The sequence below is a fragment of the Vibrio sp. M250220 genome, from assembly GCF_036533795.1.
Classification (GTDB): domain Bacteria; phylum Pseudomonadota; class Gammaproteobacteria; order Enterobacterales; family Vibrionaceae; genus Vibrio.
Genome location: NZ_JATABI010000009.1, coordinates 15,779 through 39,226 on the forward strand (window position 1 = coordinate 15,779; position 23,448 = coordinate 39,226).

The window sequence follows — 23,448 nt, forward strand, 5'->3', positions numbered from 1 at the left end:
ACTTAAAGTTTTGCAGTAATGTTGTCGAGAATATCTTTTTGCGCATCTTTATCGATAGCACGCTCAAGGATTTTCTCAGCACCAGCTACAGCCAGAGTTGCAACTTGTTTGCGCAGTTCATCACGCGCACGGTTGCGTTCGGCTTCAAGTTCAGCTTCTGCTTGAGTAAGAATTTTCTGACGTTCAGTCTGAGCTTCCTCACGAGCTTCATCTAGAATTTGAGCTTTACGCTTGTTCGCTTGCTCGATGATCTCAGTTGCTGTGCGCTTCGCTTCTTTCAACTGCTCAGAAGCGTTTGCTTGTGCTAGACCCAAGTCTTTAGCAGCACGTTCAGCTGCTTGTAGACCGTCAGCGATTTTCTTCTGACGTTCTTCAATCGCTTGCATCAATGGTGGCCATACATACTTCATGCAGAACCACACAAATAGTGCAAACGAGATTGCTTGACCTAGCAGAGTTGCGTTCATATTCACAACAGCTACCCCTTCTATTCGGACTTAGTGTTAATCAACGACAAACCGAAGTTTGCCCACAGTTAAAAGTGATTAACCTAGTTGACCAACGAATGGGTTCGCGAAAGTGAATAGAAGTGCGATTACGATACCGATCATAGGAACCGCATCAAGTAGACCAGCGATGATGAACATCTTAACTTGTAGCATAGGAGCCATTTCTGGTTGACGTGCAGCACCTTCAAGGAATTTACCGCCTAGAAGTGCGAAACCAATCGCTGTACCAAGAGAAGCAAGACCGACGATAATACCTACGGCGATTGCAGAAAAGCTCAGTAAAGTTTCCATTACTATCTCCAATTTATAGTTGTTGGCTAGTGCCCAAATAAAAAGCTTTTAAAATAAAATTAATGATCACTGTCTTCGTGTGCCATTGACAGGTAAACAATTGTCAACATCATGAACACGAAAGCCTGAATCGTAATAACCAAGATATGGAAGATTGCCCACGGTAGTGAACCCATCCATTGTAAGTACCATGGTAGCATTGCCGCACAAAGAATGAATACAACCTCACCTGCAAACATGTTACCGAATAGACGCATACCAAGTGATAGAGGTTTCGCTAGTAGCGATACAACTTCAATTAGTAGGTTAAACGGAATCATCACTGGGTGATTAAATGGATGTAAAGCAAGTTCTTTTGCGAATCCACCTAGACCTTTCACTTTGATGCTGTAGTAAATCATCAGAGCAAAAACGCCTAGAGCCATAGCCATGGTGATATTAACATCAGCTGACGGTACAACCTTAAGGTAAGGAATACCAAGCCAATGCTCTGCTGGGTAAGGTAAGAAGTCGATCGGAACTAAGTCCATCACGTTCATCAAAAATACCCAACAAAAGATAGTCAGTGCTAAAGGCGCGATCAGTGGGTTGCGTCCATGGAACGTGTCTTTGACGTTTTCCGCGACAAATTCAACGATCATTTCAACAAAACACTGAAGCTTACCCGGTACACCCGCTGTAGTTCTCTTCGCTACTTTGTAAAAAATTCCTAAGAAGATTAAACCAGTAAACCAAGAAAAAAACAGGCTATCGATATGTACGTTCCAGAAACTTGCTTCATCCGCTACCAATCCTAACTTAGCTAAAGAAAGGTTTGATAAGTGGTGGGCAATGTATCCGGATGACGTTAGCGCTTCACCTGGCGCAGCCATAACTCATCCTATTTTTTGTTGTTAATGAATAGCACTGGCGCACAGATATTAATACCTAGAGCCAGCAAATAGGTTAGCTTTAGGGGAACAAGTTCCACCTGCATATACATGTAGGCAACGGTAAAAAGAACCACCGTAATGAGGATTTTAAGTACTTCGCCTGTGTAGAAAGAGGCCGCGATACGCTTTGCAGCGCGAGCTCCGCTAAACATAAAAGCACACAGCGCAAATACCGCATTAGCAATAACAAATATGCCACCACCAATCAGCGCTGAAAGTCCCCATTCAGCATTCACAGCAACTGCCATTCCTGCTGCCAATAGTGTAACCGCGCTAAGCTGGATCATTAACAATTGCTTTGCAAGCTCTCGTCCTGGTCTAGCTAACGCAGCTACCATGTATTCGTACCTCTAGTAAAATCCACAGCTTAACTACCTCTGGGCTGGGAAATTGGCGAAAATTATACGGTGAGCCAAACTGATTGCAATTAAAACACCGCAAAAAGTTACAATTTTGTTTACAAACCGACAACTTTCGCACAAAAATTCGTTTTTACATATATTGACTGAGATCAATTATCTCATTTAGCTTTCGAGCTTGGCAATTAGTTGCTCTAATTTGTGAGGTTCATCAAGACTAATCGTTACTTTCGACTTGCCGTTACTGCCTCTCACAATTACCACTTTACCACCAAGCATTTCACTCAATTTTTGTGACATTTGTTGTGCTTCAGAGTCTTGCGGCTCATTTTTCGCTTCAGGCTCTGGCTGTAAGCACTTTTTAACTAATTGCTCTGTCTGACGAACCGTCATTTTCTTCTTTGCGACCAGTTGAGCAATGTCTACTTGCTGCTCACCTTCTAGCGCCAACAAGGCTCTAGCATGCCCCATATCCAGTTGGCGGTTCGAAACCAAACTCTTTACGTCATTTTCGAGCTGATTTAGACGTAATAAGTTACTCACCGCAGCACGAGATTTGCCAATAACGTCCGCAACTTGCTGGTGAGTAAGATTAAACTCTTCCTGAAGACGATCTAATGCCACCGCTTCTTCGATAACATTCAGATCTTCGCGCTGAATATTTTCGATCAATGCCATTGCGATTGCTGCGCGATCGTCGACATTTTTCACCACACACGGCACTTGTTTTAAACCGGCTTTACGGGCAGCTCGCCAACGACGCTCACCAGCAATAATCTCGAACTTATCGCCTTGAACCTGACGCACAACGATAGGCTGAATAATTCCTTGAGACTCGATTGAAGCGGCGAGTTCTTCCAGAGCTTCTGGCTCCATCTCTTTACGTGGTTGATAAACGCCAGGTTTCAGGGAGTTAATATTCAAATCAGTCAGATTGCCATCCGATGAAAGCTCTTGGCTATGTAAGGCACTCATTTGCTTTTCGCGCGCTAGTGAGCTGGTTGAAAGCAGGGCATCAAGCCCTTTACCTAAACCACGTTTAGACATGAGACGGGATTCCTTTGGTTGTCGTTATGCAGGGACTTCTTCGCGGCGAAGCATCTCTCCCGCCAAGGCTAGGTAAGCTTTTGCACCCGCAGAGTATTTGTCGTAATACATAGCAGGCTTACCATGACTTGGCGCTTCTGCTAAGCGAACATTGCGAGGAATAACAGTGCGGTACACCTTGTTGCCAAAGTGCTTTTTAAGTTGATCAGATACTTCGTTTGATAGCCTGTTGCGAGGGTCATACATAGTGCGCAACAACCCTTCAATTTTTAGATTCTCGTTAACAACAGCTGCCAACTTGCTAATCGTATCCATTAACGCGGTTAAACCTTCTAGTGCAAAATACTCACACTGCATTGGAACCAAAACCGAATCAGCTGCGGCCATAGCGTTGATTGTAAGAAGGTTTAGAGAAGGAGGACAATCGATAAAGATGAAATCATAGTTATCGCGAACTGATGCCAACGCATGCTTTAAACGAACTTCACGAGCAAAGACTTCCATCAGCTTGATTTCAGCGGCCGTCACATCGCCATTCGCAGCAATTAAGTCATAATTGCCCGAGGTTTTACGGCATACAACTTCGTCAAACGGAACTTCTTCAACTAAGAGTTCGTACGCTGTGGCATCGACCTGATACTTGTCGACGCCACTCGCCATCGTGGCATTGCCTTGCGGGTCGAGATCAATCACCAAGACCTTACGTTTGGTCGCGGCCATTGATGCGGCTAGGTTGATACATGTTGTTGTCTTACCAACCCCGCCTTTCTGGTTGGCGATTGCTACAATTTTTCCCACAATGAACCTCGCTTTTATTCCTTGCGCGATAAGATTACTAGATGACGCTCACCTTCCAATTGAGGAACGCTCAAAGCTTTGATGTCGGTCACAGAACACCACTCAGGTAGCTGTTCAATCTCACTCTGTGGTAATTGTCCTTTCAGAGCAAGAAAACACCCGCCATCCGTTTTTGGCAGATGATGACACCACTCAACCATATCGGTCATCGATGCAAATGCTCGGCTCAGTACAGCATCAAACAGCTCTTCAGGTTGATACTCTTCAACTCGACTTTGAACCGGAGTCACATTTTCAATTTTAAGTTCATGCAGAACCTGCTTGATAAAGCGGATGCGCTTACCAAGGCTATCAAGTAGCACGAATTGTTTGTCTGGGTTCATTATCGACAAAGGAATACCAGGCAAACCAGGGCCGGTACCTACGTCTATAAAGGAACAACCTTGTAAGTGAGTACTAACAACAATACTGTCCATTATATGCTTAATAAGCATCTCTTGTGGATCTCGAACAGATGTTAGGTTGTAAGCTTTGTTCCACTTGTTGAGCATTTCAACGTAGCCGACGAGTTGATCACGTTGCTGCTCTGAAACTTCAAGCGTCGTTTGAGCGATTAGCGAGTCGAGTTGAGTGCGTAATTGAGACATTACTCTTCCTCACCTTTTTTCAGCATGCCATGCTTTTTCAAATGAACCAGCAAAATCGAAATTGCCGCAGGCGTAATGCCAGAAATACGAGAGGCAATGCCTAAGGTTTCTGGTTTGGCTTCGCTTAATTTAGCAACAACTTCATTAGATAAACCTTTAACAGAACGGTAATCAAGATCAACAGGAAGCTTAGTGTGCTCATGACGAAGAGATTTCTCAATCTCTTCTTGCTGACGTTTGATGTAGCCTTCGTACTTAACTTGTATTTCCACTTGTTCAGCAGCTTGTTGATCCTCAAGCGCCGGAGCGAACGCTTCCAATTCTGTCAGTTGCGAATAACTGATCTCTGGACGACGAAGAAGATCTTCACCACTCGCTTCACGAGCCATTGGTGTTTTCAAAAGATCATTAAGAGCATCAACACCTGTAGAATTAGGATTCATCCAAATCTCTTTTAGACGCTGACGTTCTGCCTCCATATTGTCGATTTTTTGGTTGAAGCGAGCCCAACGAACATCATCAATTAAACCTAAATCTCGAGCTTGGGCAGTCAAACGTAAATCCGCGTTATCTTCACGCAATAGCAGACGATATTCGGCACGAGAAGTGAACATACGGTAAGGTTCTTTCGTTCCCATCGTCGATAGGTCGTCAATAAGCACGCCCATGTATGCCTGATCACGACGAGGGCTCCAGCCTTCTTTGTCCTGACTGTACAAACTCGCGTTAAGACCAGCCATCAAGCCTTGTGCTGCCGCTTCTTCGTAGCCTGTCGTACCATTGATTTGGCCAGCAAAGAACAAACCATTAATAAATTTGGTTTCGTAAGTCTGTTTCAAATCACGAGGGTCAAAGAAATCATACTCAATAGCGTAGCCTGGGCGAACGATATGAGCATTTTCAAAACCTTTCATTGAACGAACAATTTGTACCTGAACATCAAATGGTAAACTTGTCGAAATACCATTTGGATACAACTCATGAGTATCAAGACCTTCAGGTTCGATAAAGATTTGGTGGCTGTTCTTATCGGCAAAACGCATCACTTTGTCTTCAATTGAAGGGCAGTAACGAGGTCCAATACCTTCAATAACACCAGCGTACATTGGGCTGCGATCTAGGTTATTACGAATAACGTCGTGCGTCTGTTCGTTAGTATGCGTGATGTAACATGGGATCTGACGTGGATGCTGCGAGCGATTCCCCATGAATGAGAAAACAGGCGCAGGGTTATCACCATGCTGAACTTCTAACTCTGAAAAATCGACACTACGGGCATCAATACGTGGAGGTGTCCCCGTTTTTAGTCGGTCTACTCGGAATGGCATTTCACGAAGACGATCAGCAAGGGCGATCGATGGTGGATCTCCAGCACGACCACCTGACGAACTTTCCATACCGATGTGGATCTTACCACCGAGGAATGTTCCTACTGTCAGCACAACCGCTTTGGCTTGAAAGCGAAGACCCATTTGTGTCACGACACCGACCACTTGATCCTGTTCTACGATCAGATCATCAACCGACTGTTGGAACAACGTCAAATTTGGTGCATTTTCGAGTGTGCGACGGACGTACGCTTTGTATAACGCGCGGTCTGCTTGAGCGCGAGTTGCACGTACCGCAGGGCCTTTAGATGCGTTAAGTGTTCTAAATTGAATACCCGCATGATCGATCGCTTCGGCCATTAGGCCACCCATAGCATCAACCTCTTTCACTAAGTGGCCTTTACCGATGCCACCAATCGCTGGGTTACATGACATTTGGCCAAGTGTATCGATGTTGTGCGTGAGTAAAAGCGTCTTTTGCCCAGTACGAGCAGATGCGAGTGCGGCTTCCGTTCCTGCGTGACCGCCACCCACAACAATGACGTCAAATTTTTCGTGATAAAGCATGAACCGACCTCAGATATTCAATAGAGAGTTGGATAGAGAAAAAGAGCGTTATTCTACCTTCTTTCAACGAGAGAGAAAATGCTTTTGACTCTTTTCATACAAAGGAGCAAATCACTTATATATATAAGATCTATATATATGATCTTTTATTAGATCTATTATTAAGATCGGCCTCTTCTGTGGATAACTCAAAAATGATCAACAAGATCATGGATCTTTTTTGGATCATATCATGTGATCTTACCTTGATCAGATCGAGGATTAGCTGGGATCAAAAATGATGGTTATTCACAGGGGTAAAAAAGGATCTGAGTTGTTATTGGGATAACTATAGGTTAATCACCGGATAGATCTAACTTTATCCACAGCCTGAGTGGCTAAAATATGAGCAAGCAGTACACGGGGAAGTAAGAAAAGTTATTCACAAAGCAGTAGTAGATAGGAAAAGTGGCCTTGAGAATGGCCACTTTGTTAGCGATTACAGTTGCGGAATTAGCTCATTCAGCCATTCTTCTGCTGCATCTTCAGGCACATCATGACTGAGTACATCGATGGTTAAACAATCAGTAATAGCCGTTGCGCCTATGTCTTCAAGAAGTTGGTGGGCATGCAAACCTGCGGCACAGAAGGTGTCATAACTTGAGTCCCCAATCGCGATTGTCGCAAACTTCACTTCACTCATTTTAGGTGGGGTATCTTGTAGCGCTTGAATAAATGGACGGATATTATCTGGATATTCACCCGCACCATGAGTCGACGTGATAATCAGCCAAGTACCTTGATTCTCTATCTCAGATAGCTCAGGTTGGTTATGGACCTGAGTTTCGAAACCATTCTCAACTAAGATATCACTGAGGTGGTCACCTACGTATTCTGCGCCACCTAGCGTGCTGCCTGTAATAATATGGATCATGAATGTTCCTTTTTAATGACGAAAAACGCGGCTGGTGGAGCCGCGCTTGATGTTATTTACCGATACAGAAAGAAGTTTCCCATAATAACTGGCCTCGCGCGACGTCTTGGGGACCGATTGGGGACCAAATTGCAATTTATGGTCAAATACTAACTTCCCAAGATGACTTCCATCATAGATCAGGATGGGAAAAGTGGGAATGGTGGGAAAACGGATCAGCTTTCGCGATCTTTCTCTTCAGTAACGACAAACAAGAGAGGTTTTCCACTCTCTAGCGGGGAAGGTGCGGTGATCGTTTCCTTACCAAAGTGAATCTTCCCTGTAGGGGGGAGCGTGATCATCACCTACTCAGATCATTGATAGGCGGCGGAATGTTCATTTAATACAGTCATATTGGCTCCTTGTTTGTTTTGCTCAAGGTAGCGCAAACGTACTGTTACTTACGCATCTGTAATTGCCCTTTTTGAGCGCATAATTTTTCTCTAGTCCCATCGCTGATTGGCAAGCATGGCTAGCGATTCCTCTCCTGGGACCTATCCCTGTGCTTTCCAGATACCTATCTTTGTGGGACGTTGCTACGGATTATTTTCGTTGCTTTATTGTTTTGGCGGGGATGTAGGGCGTTGTACTCCAATCATTGTGGGACCTGAGCGTCGATTATTTTTTTGATGGGATTGTGTTGGTAAATTTCTAGATTATTGTGGGATTTGGCCTATTTGTAGTGCATGAGGGCTGATGTACTTTCACATGTGAAAGCCCATGGGGCAGCACGCGGTTGGCTGCGAGCAAGAGCGCTTTTGGGTTGCTTTTCGATGTGCTAGTTGTGTGAGATAGCCAGTTGAAATCTCAAAGTGGCTTTTAGGTGGTGTTTTGGCTGGATAAATGACAGACCTGAGAACGATGGTACCGACATTGATGTCGGTACCATGGCTGGTTCAACAGAGTTAGTCGCGCTATTTGTCTTTTTTTAGTATTGCCTTGAGGGCTGCAATATTAGCAAGTGCGCCTTCGGCTTCTTTTAAACGGCGGCGTTGCTGGGCAAAGCGGTCAAACTCCAGTCTCGCCTTATCATCCGCGTCCTTCTTGGAGATTTTTCCTGCTCCGCTTAATACGTCTCTATCATTAAAACTTAAAAACTGGTCAAGCTTATCGGCCCAGTCTTGCAAGAACACTTGTTTGCGGCGTAACGCCTGGTCTTCGGCAAAGTCGAGCCACATATTGACGATGCGGTTAAGCTCTTTGATTTCGTCTTCACGCAGATAGTTTTTAGCAATGGTGACATCGGTCTTACGTACTTCATCGCCTTTATAGCTGGTTAGCCCCATATCTGGCTTACTGGCATCCACACGGCTAGCAATCAGCTCAGCAGCCGTCATGTGCGTACAGGCATAATGCAGCTTGTTCTGAATGGTTTGAAAGAAGCGATTAGTTTCTTGGTTGGATGGCTCGTAATCGGCTGCCATGGTAAAGATTTCTTTGACTCGCAGATAAACACGACGCTCACTGGCTCGGATATCGCGAATGCGTTCCAGCATCTCGTCAAAGTAATCTGGCACAGCAGAGTGACCAACGGGCGGGTTCTTCAAACGCTCGTCATCCATCACGAAGCCTTTGATCAAATACTCTTGTAACAATCGCGTGGCCCATTGGCGAAACTGTGTACCACGCGTCGAGCGAACTCGGTACCCTACCGCAAGAATTACCGGGAGACTGTAGTGTCGAATATTGCGTTTTACTTCTCGACCACCCTCTAATTGAACTTGTAAGTAATCCTTACAAGTTGAATTTTGCTCAAGCTCCCCTTCAGAATAGACAGCCTTGATATGCTGAGTGATGGCCTGTGAGCTCACTTGGTAAAGATCTGCCATTGCAGCTTGAGAAAGCCACAAGGTATCTGACTCAAAGCGGCACTCTACGCGAGTTTTGCCATCTCCACTGGTAAACAGGACAAATTCACCATGCGGAGCTTGGGGGATGTTATCTGTCATTCAATTAACCTTATTGCGTTATTGATGAGTTTTGTCATCTTTAAACCATGATGATTACAGAGCCGATCATGGTGTATTGCTGCTCACTATCCTGTTGGAGCGCCGACATCAAACGCTGATTATGGTACCGTCATCAATGTCGGCACCATGGTGTAATGCTATGAATTTTAAATGTTTTTAATTCATTTCATGGCTGGATAAATAGTGCTCAATTGTACGTTCACTGATTTCAAACAATTCCATGACTTGTTGCTTAGTGAACACCGCCTCACTATTAAACTGAACACCACCTAATGCGAGGTGTTGCTCTGCTTTTTGAAGAGCGTAACGGTTATTAAGGATGTTTTGTCTGTCATGCAAAGACTCAGTGAGATCTTTAGCCATGCTGAGCCTCCTTTGATTCAGTGCTTGGTTTTACCGTTACTTGGCCGTTCATTAGCATTGGTAGAAGCCAGTCTCGAAGACTTACAAGTTCACGATTTTCGAGGCTTCGCTCAAATATCATTTTGTTGTAATTCGTGACAACTTCATCATATTTTTCAAGCAAATCCGCGGTTGGATGAGCTAATGTCAGCGAATGCAAATCGTTTTTTGTAATCGAACCGAATGTTGTGCCTTCTGAATTTCTGCGATCAAAAATCTGTTTGAAATACTTCATCACATAAAATAGGAAGCCGTCAGATCCAGTTTTACTGTTTAATGTAGCTAAGCCTCGACCAATGCAACAATCGGTGTTGGCAATATTCATATCGCCAACAGGTGCACGAACGCTTAATAAAATGTCACCTTTCTTTGCCATGCGGCTAGGAGCTGTAGTGTATTGTCGAGTGCTGGGAAATAACCAGCCAAAGTCAGTGGAACCTTGATAAAAAATGGTTCCAATACCCTCTTCGTTATAGGAACTTCCCGCTGGTGATTGACCCATCGTAATATTAGCTATCTGAGAGAGAGTCTTATCGCTCCAACCCTCAGGTATCTCCCGTTTCAGGACTGCGTTGTAAACCATCTTTCCGCCAGAAGATTTATAAGGTTTTCCATTCGCATCTGGGAAATCAAACTGCACGAACCAATAGTCATAAAGCGTTTTCGCAATCGCTTCTAGCTCAGTATTAATACGGTTGTTGAGTTCGATTTTTTCATCCAGAGTAGAAAGAACTTTAGCTACTTTTTTTTGTTCACTAAGTGATGGCATTGAAATAGTTTTGCCTGAAATATCAGGAATAGTAATTTGCGGTTGTCCTGACCCAGTACCTTTTTTGCGGTTTTGTTTTAGATTATAAAATAAATAATCTACATCTAAACGCTCTTTATCTGGTATTAAAGATAATAATCTGACAACAGGGAAAAAAGGTTCTTTTCTTACCGCTACAAACCCTACATTCGATCCCCTTGCTGCTAATGTTACGGCAGGTTCAGTAATTCTTGAAGTATCTGTGTATCCCAACAAGCCATTGCTCTTTTCTGCATTTGCAAGTACAGGCACATAAGCTAGCTCAGTTTTATCTAAACTAAATACTTTGGGTTTATCTCCTCCTGCAATAATATCTGCGACTTCACCCAATCGATACGTAGTAAATTGGTTATTCATATTTTAACCCTGATAACTGATTTTTAATCTCCGCTTCCAATTCGCTAGATTGGCTAAATAAACTATCCAAGTTACTAGTAAAACCTTGCATCTTTTCCGCAAACTGCTCTGCGGTAATATCTGCGTATTCAATTTTAACTTCGAAGTATTGTCCGGCACTGAGGCTGTAATTCTTCTCTGTGATATCGTCATAGCTGACTGCAACAGAGAAGTCTTCTTCGGTCCACTTGTTGTTGAATACATCAATGATTTGCTGTTCTTCTTCTGGTGTCAGAACCGTTTTCTGATTCTTACCTTCTTTGACCTTTTGACCCAGGTTGGATGCATCAACCAGCACCACTTTGTCTTTGTTGCTGTCATCAATAAACAGAATGGAGACGTTGGTACCTGTGGTCGCGAAGATATTGGATGGCATGGAGACAACACCTGCCAGCATCTTGTTATCAACCAAGTACTGTCGGATCTTTTTATCAATGCCAGATTGAGCGGTAATAAACCCTGTTGGCAGCACAACCGCTGCTTTACCACCTGGTTTTAATGAGTAAATAATATGCTGCAAGAACAATTGGTAGATTTCCATTTTGTCCTTGGCTTTGGCTTTGATTTTGGGAATGCCAGCAAAAAAGCGATCTTTGTTTTCTTTGCTATCCAACTCATCACGAAAATCACTGAAATCCAGCTTAAATGGTGGGTTAGAGACAATGTAATCAAATTTGCGTAGCTCACCATTTTCCTTGTGGTGTGGATGACGAAGAGTGTCGCCTTCAATCACGTTAGGAATTGAATGCACCAAGTTGTTCAAAATCAGGTTCAAACGCAGTAGGTTTGATGACTTCTTCGAAATATCCTGCGTGTAGATGCTACAACGCGTTTCACCGATAGCATGGGCGACGTTCATAAGCAGAGTGCCAGAACCCGCTGATGGGTCATAACAGCTCACATTGCGCACGGTGCCTTGCTGATCTTCAGGCACCAAAATTGCGGCCATAATGCGTGCTACCGCATGAGGGGTGTAGTACTCGGCATATTTGCCGCCTGAGTTGCTGTTGTAGTCTTTGATCAGGTATTCAAAGATGGTGGCGTAGAAATCAAATTTTTGGTTAAAGATACGCTCAAAACTGAACTCAATCAGTTTGTTGATGATCGCTTTGCAGAAAGCATCACGCTTGGAAACGGTCACGTTCTCGCTGATGCGGGTAAACAGTTGTACTTTCTCGCCTGTGTCCGTCATTACCGCAAACACATCGTTATTGGTGCTGGCGATGTCCATCAAAGTATCATCAAACAGCTGAGCAAACCCAGGCTTGTCTTGTTGGTTGAACAAGTGACTGATGAAGTGATGTGGCTTGAGACGAGCAGTGTCACCGCCCATCTGGATCTGGAGCATCTCTAGATCCTCTTCACTCATTTCAATCAGCGCTTCTTCCCATTTTTTCGCGCTGGCGATTTTTTCGTCTATTTTCTTTGCTTCATAGGCGAACTTATCGTTCAGGAATTTATACAAAAAGACTTGAGTGATGATCTCAAACTCCCCGGTACTGTTGCCTAAGCCATTGGTTGCACAGATGCTTTTCAGGCTATCGATAAGGGCTTTTGTTTTTTCTCTAAATTCGAGTTCGACCATGGTTTGTGTACTGCCTTAGTTGGTGTTCTTACCAGGATTGGCTACCTGTATTAAATTCTTTTAAATATTCTGTTACGACAAGGTGGTTTACATAACGAACCGCTTCCGCATTCAAGGGAATGCTCTGTTGTTTGATAAAGCGGTTATGAACCTTTGGTAGCAAATGCCGCTCAAAATAGCTTTCGTTATCGAGAACGGACGTGTTGTCGAGTACCTGGCTATCGGCGTCTTCTTTGACTCCGAGTAGGGCCTCAAAAATCTTTCTTTCAGAGTCTGTAATGTCGCGTCGTTCTTGCTGGCGTTCGTATAAACGCTTGTGCAGACGCGCATATTTAGTGTCACCTAGGTACTTCTGACGTAATTGGTTATTCTGTCGGTTCAACTCTTTCACTCGTTGGTGAATTTTGTTGAGCGCATCAATGTTGGCGACCATTTCATCTTGTGTTACTTCACTGAGATTCTTTTTCTTAAACAATCGCTCTAGTTCATCTTTTAAGTTGATGAATTTCGGGTCTTGTTGGTCAAAGTTACTTGCCAGAGCTTCACGAGTTTGACGAAGAGTGTTTTTCAACTGATCAGCCAAAACCAGCTCTTCTTCACCGATTTTAACGAACTTGAAGATGACATCTTCTAAAGCTCGGTGCAGCAGGTGTGTGGTGTCTGTGCCTTGTTCAAGATCTTGCTTGAGGTTGAGTAAGTCCAAATGATTGCTGGTTTCGCGGTAAAGCACATTTAGCTTGGCAAAATCCAGCTCATCTAGAAAGTCGTATTCACCTTGCAGGCGAATAAGGTTATACAGGCTTCGTGCATCAGCTAGGGCATTTTTAAGAGCTAAGACAGTTTCTCTATCTTGTATCTGGCTGATTTGATCACAGAAGGTCTCCATGTTGTCGATATCAAAGCGGAACAACACATCTTTAATGTGTTCTATCTCTTGTTTGATCTCTTCCTGTGATTTGAATAGCTTGGAGTAGCTTTCGATTTCGTCGCCCAGCTCTGACTGTAATTCGTCAAAGTAAGCTTTGTTAGTTGCGTCAAACTCTTTGCGGATGTCTGCGAAATCAACTACATAGCCATAACGGAAGTCTTTGTATGTGCGGTTGACGCGTGTCAGTGCTTGTAGCAAGTTATGTTTGCGGATCACGCGGCCAAGGTAGAGTTTCTTCAAGCGTTTAGCATCGAAGCCTGTGAGTAGCATGTTGTAAACAAACAGTAAGTCGATTTTTCCTGCTTTGAAATCTTCAACCCAATCTTTGCGTTCTTGTTTTGTGCCGACATCATGCAAAATCAGCGCAGCATTGCTCACTTTGTGGGCTTGCTTGGCTGGCTCCATGCTTGCCGTTTGAACGTAAGTCGGGATCGGTTCTGCTACCGATGTTGCTTGCTGAGGTTCCGCGCTGTCTCTGCTGAATAGGGGCTTTGAGGCGTACACAGCATTAAACAGCTCAAACATTTTCTTTGCTTGGTCTGAGCTATCGCAAATGATCATACCGCCTATGGTTGAGTCATTTAGCGTACCGCGACTCTTTTCAAAGTCGCTAATGATGTAGTCCAGCATTGGCTCAACAAAACTTTGATGTGCGTATATTTCTTTGCGGTCTACATCGCCCATTTTTACTTCAGCTTCTTCCAGCGCTTGCTGAAGCGTCATTTTGTAATTGGTCGCGATCTCTTCACGAATTAAGCGCAGTGTATAGCCGTCGGCAATGGAAGCATTGTAGTAATACTTGTGAATGTAATCGCCAAAAAGAACTCGTGAGTTATAGTCTTCACCCAGTAATGGCGTACCCGTTAAGCCTATCTTGATAGCGTTGGTATCAGACTGAGTCAGGTTGGCTAGAAAGCTACCTTTCGGGTTATAACTGCGATGAACTTCATCCAGGAAGTAAACACGTTGGATGGTGACGTTATAGTCTTGCGTTGAAATAACGTCGGGGTCATCTTTAAACTTCTGAATGTTGACGACGGTTATTTCGGCTTTGCCTGAGTGGTTGTGAATCACTTGTGTGGCTTTGATGTCACGCGTGAACGCTTCACGGGAGTTTATGGTATGAACAATCAAGCCGCGTGCAGTGAACTCTCGCTGTGCTTGTTGCAGCAAGTCTAGTCTATCGACGATAAAATAGAACTTTGGAATGATTTCTCGTTTTTGGAAGTAGTCCGTTAAGAACCCAACGTTGTAATAGGTTAACGCAGTTTTACCACTTCCTTGGGTATGCCAAATAATCCCTTTACGAACCCCTTCGTTTAGCTTTCGCTCAATAGCTTTGGTCGCAAACATCTGTGGGTAGCGCATGATGTGTTTTTGCAGGCCATCACTCTCTGATACGTAGACCAATGCATAGCGTAGAACAAAGGACAAACGCTCTTTGCTGAGTAAAGAGGTACAGATTCGGTTGGTTGGGCGGCTGGGCTCTTTGTTGCTCAAAAACTCCGGGTTGCTGCGGATCACTTCTAAGTTGTTGTCTTTGAGTACTGCCAGTTCTTGCTCATCAGTCAGTGGTTTTAAAAGTGCAGTGAGATCTAACACTTCTTCTTCGCGAAAGTAGTTAAACACTGGCTTGTCATATGAACTGCTCGCGTAAAACGCACCTTGTACTGGCTCTGGATCACCATCGACGTAGTCCATGTTGTTGGAAAAAATCATGAACTGAGTGATGTTAGCAAAGCGCTTGAATTTCGGGTTTTGAAAACGTTTATTGATGCGTTCTCTTTCCGCGATGATACCGTCTCGGTTGTTAGGCTTTTTCACCTCAATAAACACCAGCGGCATGCCGTTGATTAACAAGATAATGTCAGGACGAAATTCATCGTCTCCGTTCTTGTAGGTTAGCTCAGTAACGACATGGAAGCTGTTGTTGGAAAAGTTCTCGAAATCGATAAGCTTAGTGCCAGATCGAGCCTTCAACTTATTGAAAAAAGCTCGGCCTAAGTCTTGGTTATCCAGAGAGAGTTTCACTTCTTCGAGCAAACGGGCAACGTCATCAGAGGTCATGTCAGGATTTATACGGCTGACCGCTGAGGAGAATAATTCCGGGAAGATATTTGTATCCTTGTCCCAGTGTGTTCCTTTCAGGGATAGGTACTCATAACCCAAACGCATGAGATGTAGGATCGTTGGTATTTTTACTCTTGAATCTTCTGTGAAGCTCATATCAGTCCTTCGTTATTGTTTTTATTGATCATTCTCTGGTGACTGTTCTAGGAGCTCACCAACTTGACAATTAAATAGCACGCACAGCTTGTCGATGGCTTCTAAGTCCACTTTTTGTGCTGTTTCTTTGTACAGAAGTGTCACTGTGTTGCGGCTTAAACCCGTTTCACGAATGACATCCGCTATTCTTAATTTGCGCTCTCCCATCAAACGGGCGAGGTGGCATTTGATCATGTGTTCCTATCCATGCAGGCATTCTGAACGTAAGCGCAACTATAACAGAAATGCCAGCCAGTGGTTAAAAATTAGAGTTGAAATGAAATTATTCGAGAGGAGATATAGCTGGTGTTGCTTGTCTATAGGGAGGGATTGCTGAAAACACACTTTCACAAGTGAAAGTGAGGATCTAATCACTATGCGTTAACTATGGTGAGCAACTTAACGCATTAGCGGGTTACTTAACGCATAGCGCTTTGTGGTTTGGTGAATAACGCTGAAGCAACGCCTAATCCCATTACCGCCTCATTATCTGCGTCCGTAATTCTAAATCATGAATTCGACAGGCTTCTTTTCACGCGAAACTGCCCAAAATGGGCCTGAGCACCGCGCGCCTTTGCGTTGCTCACCGCTCGAACTTTATTTAAGTAGGAGCTTTGTGTGTTGCGAGATAACGCGGTATCACTTTTGGTTTTCGCTTCATTGGTTAGGTAATACTAAAACCCGCCTAACCAGTCTTTATCCAGCTCATCAAAACTAAGATCATGTTTTCCGCAGTAGAACCGCAGGTGTTTACGAGCTGACAGCCAGATCGAGTGGTTGGAGGTTGAGGTGGTTTGTTCTTTGTTGTGTTGGCGCTGGGTGGGTGTTTTAGGTTTTTCATAGACAAACAGATCTAGCACTTCGTGTTCACGTTTTCGCTGACGAGATCCGTTTGATTTAATGGTATAACCGTGGTCATAAATGAGACGCAATGTTCGCGTTCCATCTGCTTTAAGTGCCCGTTTTTCAATGAAAATTTTCATGTTTGTCCCCAATTGGTCCCCAATACGGCATTTATCATGTCATTGGGGACCAACTGGGGACTAGATTTGGCAATTAACGGCAACGGATGGAAACAAACGGCAAATGACGATCTAATAAAATCAGTGTGTTATCTACCGTTGCTTGCTGTTGTTTTCCTTTATTTGCCCACTTTACTTCCCGATACAGAAAGAAGAGAAAATACGACCGAGTAGGTCATCAGAACTAAACTCGCCAGTGATCTCACTGAGATGCTGCTGGGTGATGCGTAGCTCTTCAGCTAAGATTTCTCCGGCCATGTAACCCTCTAGTTGCTGCTGGCCTATGTCCAAGTGTTCAGCGGCTCTGTCTAGTGCTTCTAGGTGGCGACGTCGAGCCATAAAGCCTCCCTCATGCCCACCAGCAAAGCCCATACACTCTTTGAGGTGTGCGCGCAGAGATTCAACCCCCGCTCCTGTTTTGGCTGATAGACGAATAAGAGTAGGATCATTGACATGACATATACCCAGTTCCTCACCCGTTTGATCGGCTTTATTGCGGATCACCGTCATACCAATATTGCTTGGTAAACGATCGACAAAATCTGGCCAGATCTCGATCGGATCGGTGGCATCGGTTGTCGTACCATCCACCATAAACAGTACGCGATCAGCTTGACTAATCTCTTCCCATGCTCGTTCAATACCGATTTTCTCTACCTCATCAGATGCGTCACGTAGACCTGCTGTATCGATGATATGAAGAGGCATACCATCGATATGAATGTGCTCTCGAAGCACGTCACGCGTCGTACCGGCAATGTCCGTTACGATGGCAGATTCTTTACCTGAGAGTGCATTGAGTAAGCTTGATTTCCCCGCATTTGGTCGGCCTGCAATGACAACTTTCATCCCTTCTTGCATGATCGCACCTTGATTGGCTTCTTTACGGACCGCAGCAAGATTGTCGATAATCGTTTGTAAGTCGGCAGCAACTTTGCCATCAGCTAAGAAGTCGATCTCTTCTTCTGGGAAGTCAATTGCAGCCTCAACATAGATACGCAAGTGAATCAAAGATTCGACTAATGTGTTGATTCGTGACGAGAATGCGCCTTGAAGCGACTGTAACGCTGATTTTGCTGCTTCTTCTGAACTTGCATCAATAAGGTCAGCGATGGCTTCTGCTTGTGCTAGGTCTAGCTTATCGTTGAGAAAGGCGCGTTCAGAGAACTCACCAGGACGTGCTGTTCGTATCCCTGATATTTTTAGGATACGTTTGATCAGCATATCCATAACGACTGGGCCACCATGCCCCTGAAGTTCTAATACATCTTCTCCGGTAAACGAGTGGGGATTTGGGAAAAACAGCGCAATACCTTGATCAAGTTGGCTACCATCTTCGGCGGTAAATGGCAGGTATTCCGCGTATCTAGGACGAAGTTCTTTGCCGGTAATTTCCAGCGCAACCTTTGATGCCAATGGGCCGGATACTCGAATAATGCCGACGCCACCACGACCAGGGGCGGTTGCTTGAGCAACAATGGTATCAGTTGTCATAAATGTGCCTGTCTTATTTGTATGCCGATAGTGGCAAATCATGTTTAGCTGAATTGTAATCAGCTCAAATAAAAAAGGCGACCTTTAGGTCGCCTTTCACAGTTAATTCCGCTTAAAGGTTACTTAGAGTGTAAGCCTTTTTTCTCCAGTGCTTTGTAGATAAGCGACTGTTGAATCAGCGTTACTACGTTCGATACTAACCAGTAAAGAACCAAACCTGATGGGAAGAACAGGAAGAAGAAGGTAAACATAACCGGCATGAAGGTCATGATCTTCTGCTGCATCGGATCCGTTACTGTGGTTGGGCTCATCTTCTGAATCATGAACATAGATGCACCCATCAGCAGTGGCAAGATGTAGTACGGGTCTTGTGCTGAAAGGTCTGTGATCCAACCAAAGAATGGTGAATGACGTAGCTCTACAGATTCCATTAGCGCCCAGTACAGTGCAATGAAGATTGGCATTTGTAGAATAAGAGGTAAACAGCCACCAAGTGGGTTCACTTTCTCTTTCTTATACAGCTCCATCATCTCTTGGCTCATACGCTGACGGTCATCACCAATGCGTTCACGCATTGCTTGCAGCTTAGGCTGAAGCATACGCATTTTCGCCATAGACGTGTATTGTGCTTTAGTTAGTGGATACATCGCACCACGAACAATAAACGTCAAACAGATGATTGCGACACCCCAGTTACCAACAAAGCTTTGGATAAATGAAAGTAATGAGTGTAGTGGTTTAGCAATAAACCATAGCCAACCGTAATCCACTACTAGATCTAGATTTGGTGCAACTTCAGCCATCTGGTCTTGAAGTTTAGGACCAACCCAAAGTGTTGCTTTAAGGTTAGCACTGTCACCATCTGCAATCGTTTTGTTCGGCATGCGAACACCGATGTCACCAAGATTACCGATTACACGTGTGTAAAGGTTAGTACCTGGCTCATTGCGTGGAATCCATGCTGATGCGAAGTAGTGTTGAATCATGGCTGCCCAACCTTGGCCGTCAACTAGGTTGAGAGACAGGTTGCGATCTTGCATATCTTCGAAGCTGTACTTCTTGTAACGAGTATCTTCTGTTGAGTACGCACCACCACGGTATGTTGGCATTGTGATGCTGCCACCAGCGTCAAGTAGATTTTGACGTAGGTGAGCGTACATACCGAATGTCGCATTGTTGCCTGACTTGTTGACGATATCGTATTCAACGTCAACAGCGTAGCTGCCACGTTTAACAATGAACGTCTTCGTGTACTCAAGGCCATTGGCAGTAAATGTCATTGGAACGCGTAGTTCGTCCTGGCCATCAGTTAGAGCGAAGCTATCACCGTTTACTGCATATAGAGGGCGGTTAGTGCTGCTAAGGTCGATACCTTGAGGACCAACTAGGCCACTCTGAGCAATGAACTGGTGTCCTGGCTCGTTTTTAAGCAGTACGAATGGATCCGATGAATCCAACTCGTTTGAGTATTGGTTAAGGTCTGCCTGAATAACATCACCACCAACCGTATCAATCGACAGAGTCAATACATCAGTTGTCACGGTAATCATTTTAGCAGAAGCTTGCTGCGCTGGAGCTGGATCTAGCTCGTCCGCAAAAGATGGTGCAGGTAGAGTACTGCTTGATTGAGCCTGCTCAACCGGCTGAGGCGTTGGATTCTTTGCAACTTGCCATTGCTGGAACAATAAGAAAGAAACCAGTGCTAGCGCGATTAACAGGATATTACGTTGAGAATCCATCGTTATTTATCTCTGTCTTGTTTTTGGACTGGTGGAACGGGGTCATACCCCCCTTCATTCAAAGGATGGCATTTTAATAGACGTTTGCTTGATAACCAACACCCTTTTACAAAACCGTGAGCTTTCAACGCTTCAATGGCATAAGTAGAACAGGTTGGAGTAAAACGACAACGCGGTCCAATAAGCGGACTAATTAGGCCTTGATAGAGACGGACAAATCCGATCGCTAACCACGTGAAGGGCGAGACAGACGCTGCCATAACTTATCAAATAGTTTGAATATTTCTTCATTGCTCAAATCTTGCGCGCTTTTCTTGGCAATAACAACAAAATCTTTGTTAGCAAGTTGATGTTGATTGTTACGAAAGCTTTCACGAGCAAGGCGCTTAAAACGGTTACGACCTACTGCGGTTTTGATCTGTTTCTTGGGAACGGCTAAACCTAGTCGAGGATGAGATAGGCTATTTTTACGAGCAATGATGGTGAAATGAGGTGAGCCAGCTCGATGAGCTTGCTGAAAGACATTTTGATAATGCTCGGGAGTTAACAAACGTAACTCCCGATTGAACGTGTACGTATTCAAAATAAACTAATGATTATTTTGATAGGCGCGCACGGCCTTTAGCACGACGTGCATTAATTACTTTACGACCGTTCTTAGTTGCCATGCGAGCACGGAAACCGTGAGTACGCTTGCGCTTTAGAACTGTAGGTTGAAAAGTGCGTTTCATGATAATTACCTTTACTGATCAGTAGTTTTAGGTCAATGTTAACCCGGCGTGGGCGCTTAACGTCTTCTTTATATATAAAGAGGACTAACCGACGCCTCTCAACAAAGAGGCGGAATTGTAATCACAGTCACACAAAGTGTCAATCTCTGTGCGAGTGCTAAATTCCGGCCGAGCGATTATACGTAGTGTGAGCAAAATCTCAAGGATCGATCGATCCTTGTTGATGATCTTTACTCAGCGCCTACCTGTCGTAGGAACTTTTGCAAACGAGGATCTTGTGGATTAGTGAAAATATCCTGTGGAGAACCTTGCTCAACAATTGTTCCTTCCGCCATAAAGATCACTCTATCAGCGACCTCTCTAGCAAATTGCATTTCGTGTGTAACCACCAGCATAGTCTGGTGTTTTGTCGCTAAGTCCTTCATTAAATTAAGAACTTCGCCAACCCATTCGGGATCAAGTGCTGATGTTGGTTCATCAAATAGCAGCAGCTCTGGTTGAAGTGCCATAGCTCGACCAATACCCACACGCTGTTGTTGGCCCCCTGAAAGCGCAGCTGGATAACTATCGCCTTTATCGCCTAGGCCGATGTCATCGAGAATCTGCTGAGCGCGCTGTAGTGCATCACTCTTCTTCCAACCGCGCACGGTAACTAAGCCTTCAGCAATGTTCTGTCTCGCTGTCATATGCGCGAATAGGGCATAGTTTTGGAATACAAAGCCTGTTTTACGTCGTAGAGCCAATACTTCTGATTTAGAGTGTTTTTCAGCGTTGACGCTGACGTCATCGATGGTAATGATGCCTTTGTCCGCATTCTCTAAAAAGTTTACAGTGCGCAAAAGAGTCGATTTTCCTGTGCCACTCGAGCCGATAATGACAATGATCTCACCCCGGTTGATCTCAATATCAATGCCTTTTAATACTTGTGTATCACCAAAGCTTTTATGGATGTTCTCTAATTTGATCATCTTACGTATGCCTTATTCAATTTAGCTTCAGCCCAGATTTGAATGCGAGTCAGGATAACCACGACACCCCAGTAGATTAGCGCTACCGCCAAGAAGGCTTCAAAAAATCGGAAACTCGATGAGGCTTCCATTTGCGCCTTAGCCATGATTTCAGCCACACCTAAGGTAAAAGCAAGCGAGGTTGATTTAATCATATCGATGAAGTAGTTCATTAGTGATGGTAGTGCTACGCGTGTCGCTTGCGGTAGGATGATACGGCGCATCGCTTGAGTCGTCGTCATGCCGACTGACAAGCTAGCTTCCATCTGACTGCGATCGATACCAATGATGGCTGCTCGAATGCTTTCGGCCATATATGCAGCGAAGTGTAAAGTTAAGCCGATGACCGCTGCACTAAATGCATCTAACCCAACTAACCATGGGAAGACTTGAGGTAATCCGTAGTAGAGCAGAAACAACTGCACCAATAGAGGCGTACCGCGGAAGAAGCTAATATAAAGCTGGCTCAGTTGATCGAGAACCGGGATGCGAAACACGCGAATATTGGCCAGAATCACGGCAAGGAACAGTGAAAATACCAGTCCCCATGTCGCCATTTCCATGGTTGTGCCTAAATACTTAAGCAGTATCGGCATCAGATCCAGCATGTAATTAAAATCGAATCCCATAAACGTGTCCCATTGATTAAATAAATGACGGCATTAGAAAAGCAAAACCCACTGCAAATGAAGGGAGGCAGTGGGTTAAGGTGTCCTATCTCAGATGAGATAGAGAGTATACAGGCTTACTGAGTAATGTCAGCGCCGAACCATTTTTGAGAGATTTTCTCTAGAGTACCGTCAGCACGCATTGCTGCAAGTGCTTGGTTTACTTCAGCTTGAAGCTTTTCACCCTTTTCGTTATCAACGAATGGCCAAGCGTTTTGAATGGTTTCGAATGGTTGGCCAGCAAGTTCTAGCGGCAGGCCTGTTTTCTTGATCAGTTCAAGTGCTGACAAGCGATCCATGATAAACGCATCAGCGCGACCTAAAGCAACATCGTGTTCGATACCTGTATCGTAAGTTTTGATATTGATCTTGCCATCTTTATCGTAAGCACGCAGCAATTGCTCAAAGTTTGAACCAAGGTTTACTGCTACTGTTTTACCCGCAAGGTCTTCGATGCCCTTAATGCTATCGTTACCTTTGCGAATGGTGATTTGAGCACCGTCTACCACGTATGGGTCAGTAAAAAGGTATTTTGCTTTACGTGTATCAGTCATAGTGATTTGGTTAGAGATAGTATCAATGCGCCCCGTCTCTAGAAGACCAAATAGACCAGAAAAGTTAGCTGTCACATATTCTACTTTATAGTCGTTGCGTTTGCCGATTTCATCCCATAGATCGACTTCAAAGCCTTGTAACTTATCTTGCTGAACAAAGGTAAACGGGAAGTAACGACCCGACATACCAACTTTTACTTCAGTAGCAGCTTGTACAGTAGCCGCAGAAAGCGCGATAGCTGCAACGGCAGCCTTAATCCAGTTTTTCATTTTACAACTCCACATGATTATGGGGATAAATACTACTGTCAGTTTAGATGAATAGATAAATAACCAAGAGAAATAAACTAGAAACTAGAGTAATAAGCTGTCTGTTTTTCCATCAGTTGTGGAAATTATTGGTGAATAAAGACACAAATCAGCATGAAATCAAGCGAAGAGAAAACGCT

24 protein-coding genes are annotated in these 23,448 nt (G+C 44.2%); all 24 read right to left on the reverse strand.

Going from position 1 to position 23,448, the window contains the following annotated elements; genetic code table 11:
• Positions 1-2 precede the first annotated feature (2 nt).
• Positions 3-473: a F0F1 ATP synthase subunit B gene (gene atpF, locus QTN94_RS05345; RefSeq protein ID WP_331417311.1), complete on the reverse strand. Its 471-nt coding sequence runs from the start codon at positions 471-473 to the stop codon at positions 3-5.
• A gap of 72 nt (positions 474-545) precedes the next feature.
• Positions 546-800, reverse strand: a complete 255-nt coding sequence (atpE, locus tag QTN94_RS05350; protein WP_002540812.1) for a F0F1 ATP synthase subunit C — start codon at positions 798-800, stop codon at positions 546-548.
• A 59-nt stretch (positions 801-859) separates the two neighbouring features.
• The gene (gene atpB, locus QTN94_RS05355) at positions 860-1,672 is read right to left on the reverse strand and encodes a F0F1 ATP synthase subunit A (RefSeq protein WP_006879253.1); all 813 of its coding nucleotides are present in this window, start codon (positions 1,670-1,672) and stop codon (positions 860-862) included.
• Positions 1,673-1,680: 8 nt separating this feature from the next.
• A complete protein-coding gene (locus QTN94_RS05360; RefSeq protein ID WP_239928256.1) occupies positions 1,681-2,070 on the reverse strand; it encodes a F0F1 ATP synthase subunit I in 390 nt (129 codons plus the stop codon).
• A gap of 186 nt (positions 2,071-2,256) precedes the next feature.
• Positions 2,257-3,138, reverse strand: coding sequence for a ParB/RepB/Spo0J family partition protein (locus QTN94_RS05365; RefSeq protein ID WP_331427142.1), 882 nt, complete (start codon positions 3,136-3,138; stop codon positions 2,257-2,259).
• A gap of 24 nt (positions 3,139-3,162) precedes the next feature.
• Positions 3,163-3,936, reverse strand: coding sequence for a ParA family protein (locus tag QTN94_RS05370; RefSeq protein ID WP_138972874.1), 774 nt, complete (start codon positions 3,934-3,936; stop codon positions 3,163-3,165).
• 14 nt (positions 3,937-3,950) lie between these two features.
• On the reverse strand, positions 3,951-4,583 hold the full coding sequence (gene rsmG / locus QTN94_RS05375; protein WP_331427143.1) for a 16S rRNA (guanine(527)-N(7))-methyltransferase RsmG: 633 nt from the start codon (positions 4,581-4,583) through the stop codon (positions 3,951-3,953).
• The gene (mnmG, locus tag QTN94_RS05380; RefSeq protein WP_331427144.1) at positions 4,583-6,478 is read right to left on the reverse strand and encodes a tRNA uridine-5-carboxymethylaminomethyl(34) synthesis enzyme MnmG; all 1,896 of its coding nucleotides are present in this window, start codon (positions 6,476-6,478) and stop codon (positions 4,583-4,585) included. Before mnmG ends, rsmG begins: the two co-directional genes overlap by 1 nt.
• A gap of 478 nt (positions 6,479-6,956) precedes the next feature.
• Positions 6,957-7,391 carry an FMN-binding protein MioC gene (mioC, locus tag QTN94_RS05385; RefSeq protein ID WP_138972871.1) on the reverse strand — a complete coding sequence of 145 codons (435 nt, stop codon included), beginning with the start codon at positions 7,389-7,391 and terminating at the stop codon, positions 6,957-6,959.
• Between the two features lie 953 nt (positions 7,392-8,344).
• Complete coding sequence (locus QTN94_RS05390; RefSeq protein ID WP_029863508.1) at positions 8,345-9,379, reverse strand: virulence RhuM family protein; 1,035 nt, start codon at positions 9,377-9,379, stop codon at positions 8,345-8,347.
• 177 nt (positions 9,380-9,556) lie between these two features.
• On the reverse strand, positions 9,557-9,763 hold the full coding sequence (locus QTN94_RS05395) for a DNA-binding protein (protein ID WP_331427145.1): 207 nt from the start codon (positions 9,761-9,763) through the stop codon (positions 9,557-9,559).
• Positions 9,756-10,967: a restriction endonuclease subunit S gene (locus QTN94_RS05400; protein WP_331427146.1), complete on the reverse strand. Its 1,212-nt coding sequence runs from the start codon at positions 10,965-10,967 to the stop codon at positions 9,756-9,758. Before QTN94_RS05400 ends, QTN94_RS05395 begins: the two co-directional genes overlap by 8 nt.
• Positions 10,960-12,591: an HsdM family class I SAM-dependent methyltransferase gene (locus tag QTN94_RS05405; protein WP_331427147.1), complete on the reverse strand. Its 1,632-nt coding sequence runs from the start codon at positions 12,589-12,591 to the stop codon at positions 10,960-10,962. Before QTN94_RS05405 ends, QTN94_RS05400 begins: the two co-directional genes overlap by 8 nt.
• 28 nt (positions 12,592-12,619) lie before the next feature.
• Positions 12,620-15,745 carry a type I restriction endonuclease subunit R gene (locus tag QTN94_RS05410; RefSeq protein ID WP_331427148.1) on the reverse strand — a complete coding sequence of 1,042 codons (3,126 nt, stop codon included), beginning with the start codon at positions 15,743-15,745 and terminating at the stop codon, positions 12,620-12,622.
• A 21-nt stretch (positions 15,746-15,766) separates the two neighbouring features.
• On the reverse strand, positions 15,767-15,979 hold the full coding sequence (locus tag QTN94_RS05415) for a helix-turn-helix domain-containing protein (protein ID WP_000588506.1): 213 nt from the start codon (positions 15,977-15,979) through the stop codon (positions 15,767-15,769).
• A gap of 479 nt (positions 15,980-16,458) precedes the next feature.
• On the reverse strand, positions 16,459-16,767 hold the full coding sequence (locus tag QTN94_RS05420) for a phage integrase SAM-like domain-containing protein (protein ID WP_427020727.1): 309 nt from the start codon (positions 16,765-16,767) through the stop codon (positions 16,459-16,461).
• Between the two features lie 171 nt (positions 16,768-16,938).
• Positions 16,939-18,300, reverse strand: coding sequence for a tRNA uridine-5-carboxymethylaminomethyl(34) synthesis GTPase MnmE (gene mnmE, locus QTN94_RS05425; RefSeq protein ID WP_331427149.1), 1,362 nt, complete (start codon positions 18,298-18,300; stop codon positions 16,939-16,941).
• A gap of 119 nt (positions 18,301-18,419) precedes the next feature.
• Entirely contained in the window at positions 18,420-20,039 is a 1,620-nt protein-coding gene (gene yidC / locus QTN94_RS05430; protein WP_138972865.1) for a membrane protein insertase YidC, read from the reverse strand.
• A 2-nt stretch (positions 20,040-20,041) separates the two neighbouring features.
• Complete coding sequence (yidD, locus tag QTN94_RS05435; RefSeq protein WP_138972864.1) at positions 20,042-20,299, reverse strand: membrane protein insertion efficiency factor YidD; 258 nt, start codon at positions 20,297-20,299, stop codon at positions 20,042-20,044.
• Complete coding sequence (rnpA, locus tag QTN94_RS05440) at positions 20,266-20,589, reverse strand: ribonuclease P protein component (RefSeq protein ID WP_239928257.1); 324 nt, start codon at positions 20,587-20,589, stop codon at positions 20,266-20,268. Before rnpA ends, yidD begins: the two co-directional genes overlap by 34 nt.
• A gap of 46 nt (positions 20,590-20,635) precedes the next feature.
• Entirely contained in the window at positions 20,636-20,770 is a 135-nt protein-coding gene (gene rpmH / locus QTN94_RS05445; protein WP_005378825.1) for a 50S ribosomal protein L34, read from the reverse strand.
• Positions 20,771-21,000: 230 nt separating this feature from the next.
• Positions 21,001-21,738, reverse strand: a complete 738-nt coding sequence (locus QTN94_RS05450) for an amino acid ABC transporter ATP-binding protein (protein ID WP_138972862.1) — start codon at positions 21,736-21,738, stop codon at positions 21,001-21,003.
• Entirely contained in the window at positions 21,735-22,406 is a 672-nt protein-coding gene (locus tag QTN94_RS05455; protein WP_138972861.1) for an amino acid ABC transporter permease, read from the reverse strand. Before QTN94_RS05455 ends, QTN94_RS05450 begins: the two co-directional genes overlap by 4 nt.
• Positions 22,407-22,522: 116 nt before the next feature.
• Positions 22,523-23,269, reverse strand: a complete 747-nt coding sequence (locus QTN94_RS05460) for an amino acid ABC transporter substrate-binding protein (RefSeq protein WP_331427150.1) — start codon at positions 23,267-23,269, stop codon at positions 22,523-22,525.
• Positions 23,270-23,448 lie beyond the last annotated feature (179 nt).

Excerpts from the sequence above, each read along its gene's own strand:
- atpE (WP_002540812.1), bottom strand. The coding sequence starts at position 800 with ATGGAAACTTTACTGAGCTTTTCTGCAATCGCCGTAGGTATTATCGTC.
- QTN94_RS05450 (WP_138972862.1), bottom strand. The coding sequence starts at position 21,738 with ATGATCAAATTAGAGAACATCCATAAAAGCTTTGGTGATACACAAGTA.
- yidC (WP_138972865.1), bottom strand. The coding sequence starts at position 20,039 with ATGGATTCTCAACGTAATATCCTGTTAATCGCGCTAGCACTGGTTTCT.
- atpB (WP_006879253.1), bottom strand. The coding sequence starts at position 1,672 with ATGGCTGCGCCAGGTGAAGCGCTAACGTCATCCGGATACATTGCCCAC.
- QTN94_RS05455 (WP_138972861.1), bottom strand. The coding sequence starts at position 22,406 with ATGGGATTCGATTTTAATTACATGCTGGATCTGATGCCGATACTGCTT.
- QTN94_RS05390 (WP_029863508.1), bottom strand. The coding sequence starts at position 9,379 with ATGACAGATAACATCCCCCAAGCTCCGCATGGTGAATTTGTCCTGTTT.
- rpmH (WP_005378825.1), bottom strand. The coding sequence starts at position 20,770 with ATGAAACGCACTTTTCAACCTACAGTTCTAAAGCGCAAGCGTACTCAC.
- QTN94_RS05405 (WP_331427147.1), bottom strand. The coding sequence starts at position 12,591 with ATGGTCGAACTCGAATTTAGAGAAAAAACAAAAGCCCTTATCGATAGC.
- QTN94_RS05415 (WP_000588506.1), bottom strand. The coding sequence starts at position 15,979 with ATGATCAAATGCCACCTCGCCCGTTTGATGGGAGAGCGCAAATTAAGA.
- QTN94_RS05400 (WP_331427146.1), bottom strand. The coding sequence starts at position 10,967 with ATGAATAACCAATTTACTACGTATCGATTGGGTGAAGTCGCAGATATT.
- yidD (WP_138972864.1), bottom strand. The coding sequence starts at position 20,299 with ATGGCAGCGTCTGTCTCGCCCTTCACGTGGTTAGCGATCGGATTTGTC.
- QTN94_RS05365 (WP_331427142.1), bottom strand. The coding sequence starts at position 3,138 with ATGTCTAAACGTGGTTTAGGTAAAGGGCTTGATGCCCTGCTTTCAACC.
- QTN94_RS05395 (WP_331427145.1), bottom strand. The coding sequence starts at position 9,763 with ATGGCTAAAGATCTCACTGAGTCTTTGCATGACAGACAAAACATCCTT.
- QTN94_RS05460 (WP_331427150.1), bottom strand. The coding sequence starts at position 23,269 with ATGAAAAACTGGATTAAGGCTGCCGTTGCAGCTATCGCGCTTTCTGCG.
- mnmE (WP_331427149.1), bottom strand. The coding sequence starts at position 18,300 with ATGACAACTGATACCATTGTTGCTCAAGCAACCGCCCCTGGTCGTGGT.
- QTN94_RS05420 (WP_427020727.1), bottom strand. The coding sequence starts at position 16,767 with ATGAAAATTTTCATTGAAAAACGGGCACTTAAAGCAGATGGAACGCGA.
- mnmG (WP_331427144.1), bottom strand. The coding sequence starts at position 6,478 with ATGCTTTATCACGAAAAATTTGACGTCATTGTTGTGGGTGGCGGTCAC.
- rsmG (WP_331427143.1), bottom strand. The coding sequence starts at position 4,583 with ATGTCTCAATTACGCACTCAACTCGACTCGCTAATCGCTCAAACGACG.
- QTN94_RS05410 (WP_331427148.1), bottom strand. The coding sequence starts at position 15,745 with ATGAGCTTCACAGAAGATTCAAGAGTAAAAATACCAACGATCCTACAT.
- mioC (WP_138972871.1), bottom strand. The coding sequence starts at position 7,391 with ATGATCCATATTATTACAGGCAGCACGCTAGGTGGCGCAGAATACGTA.
- QTN94_RS05360 (WP_239928256.1), bottom strand. The coding sequence starts at position 2,070 with ATGGTAGCTGCGTTAGCTAGACCAGGACGAGAGCTTGCAAAGCAATTG.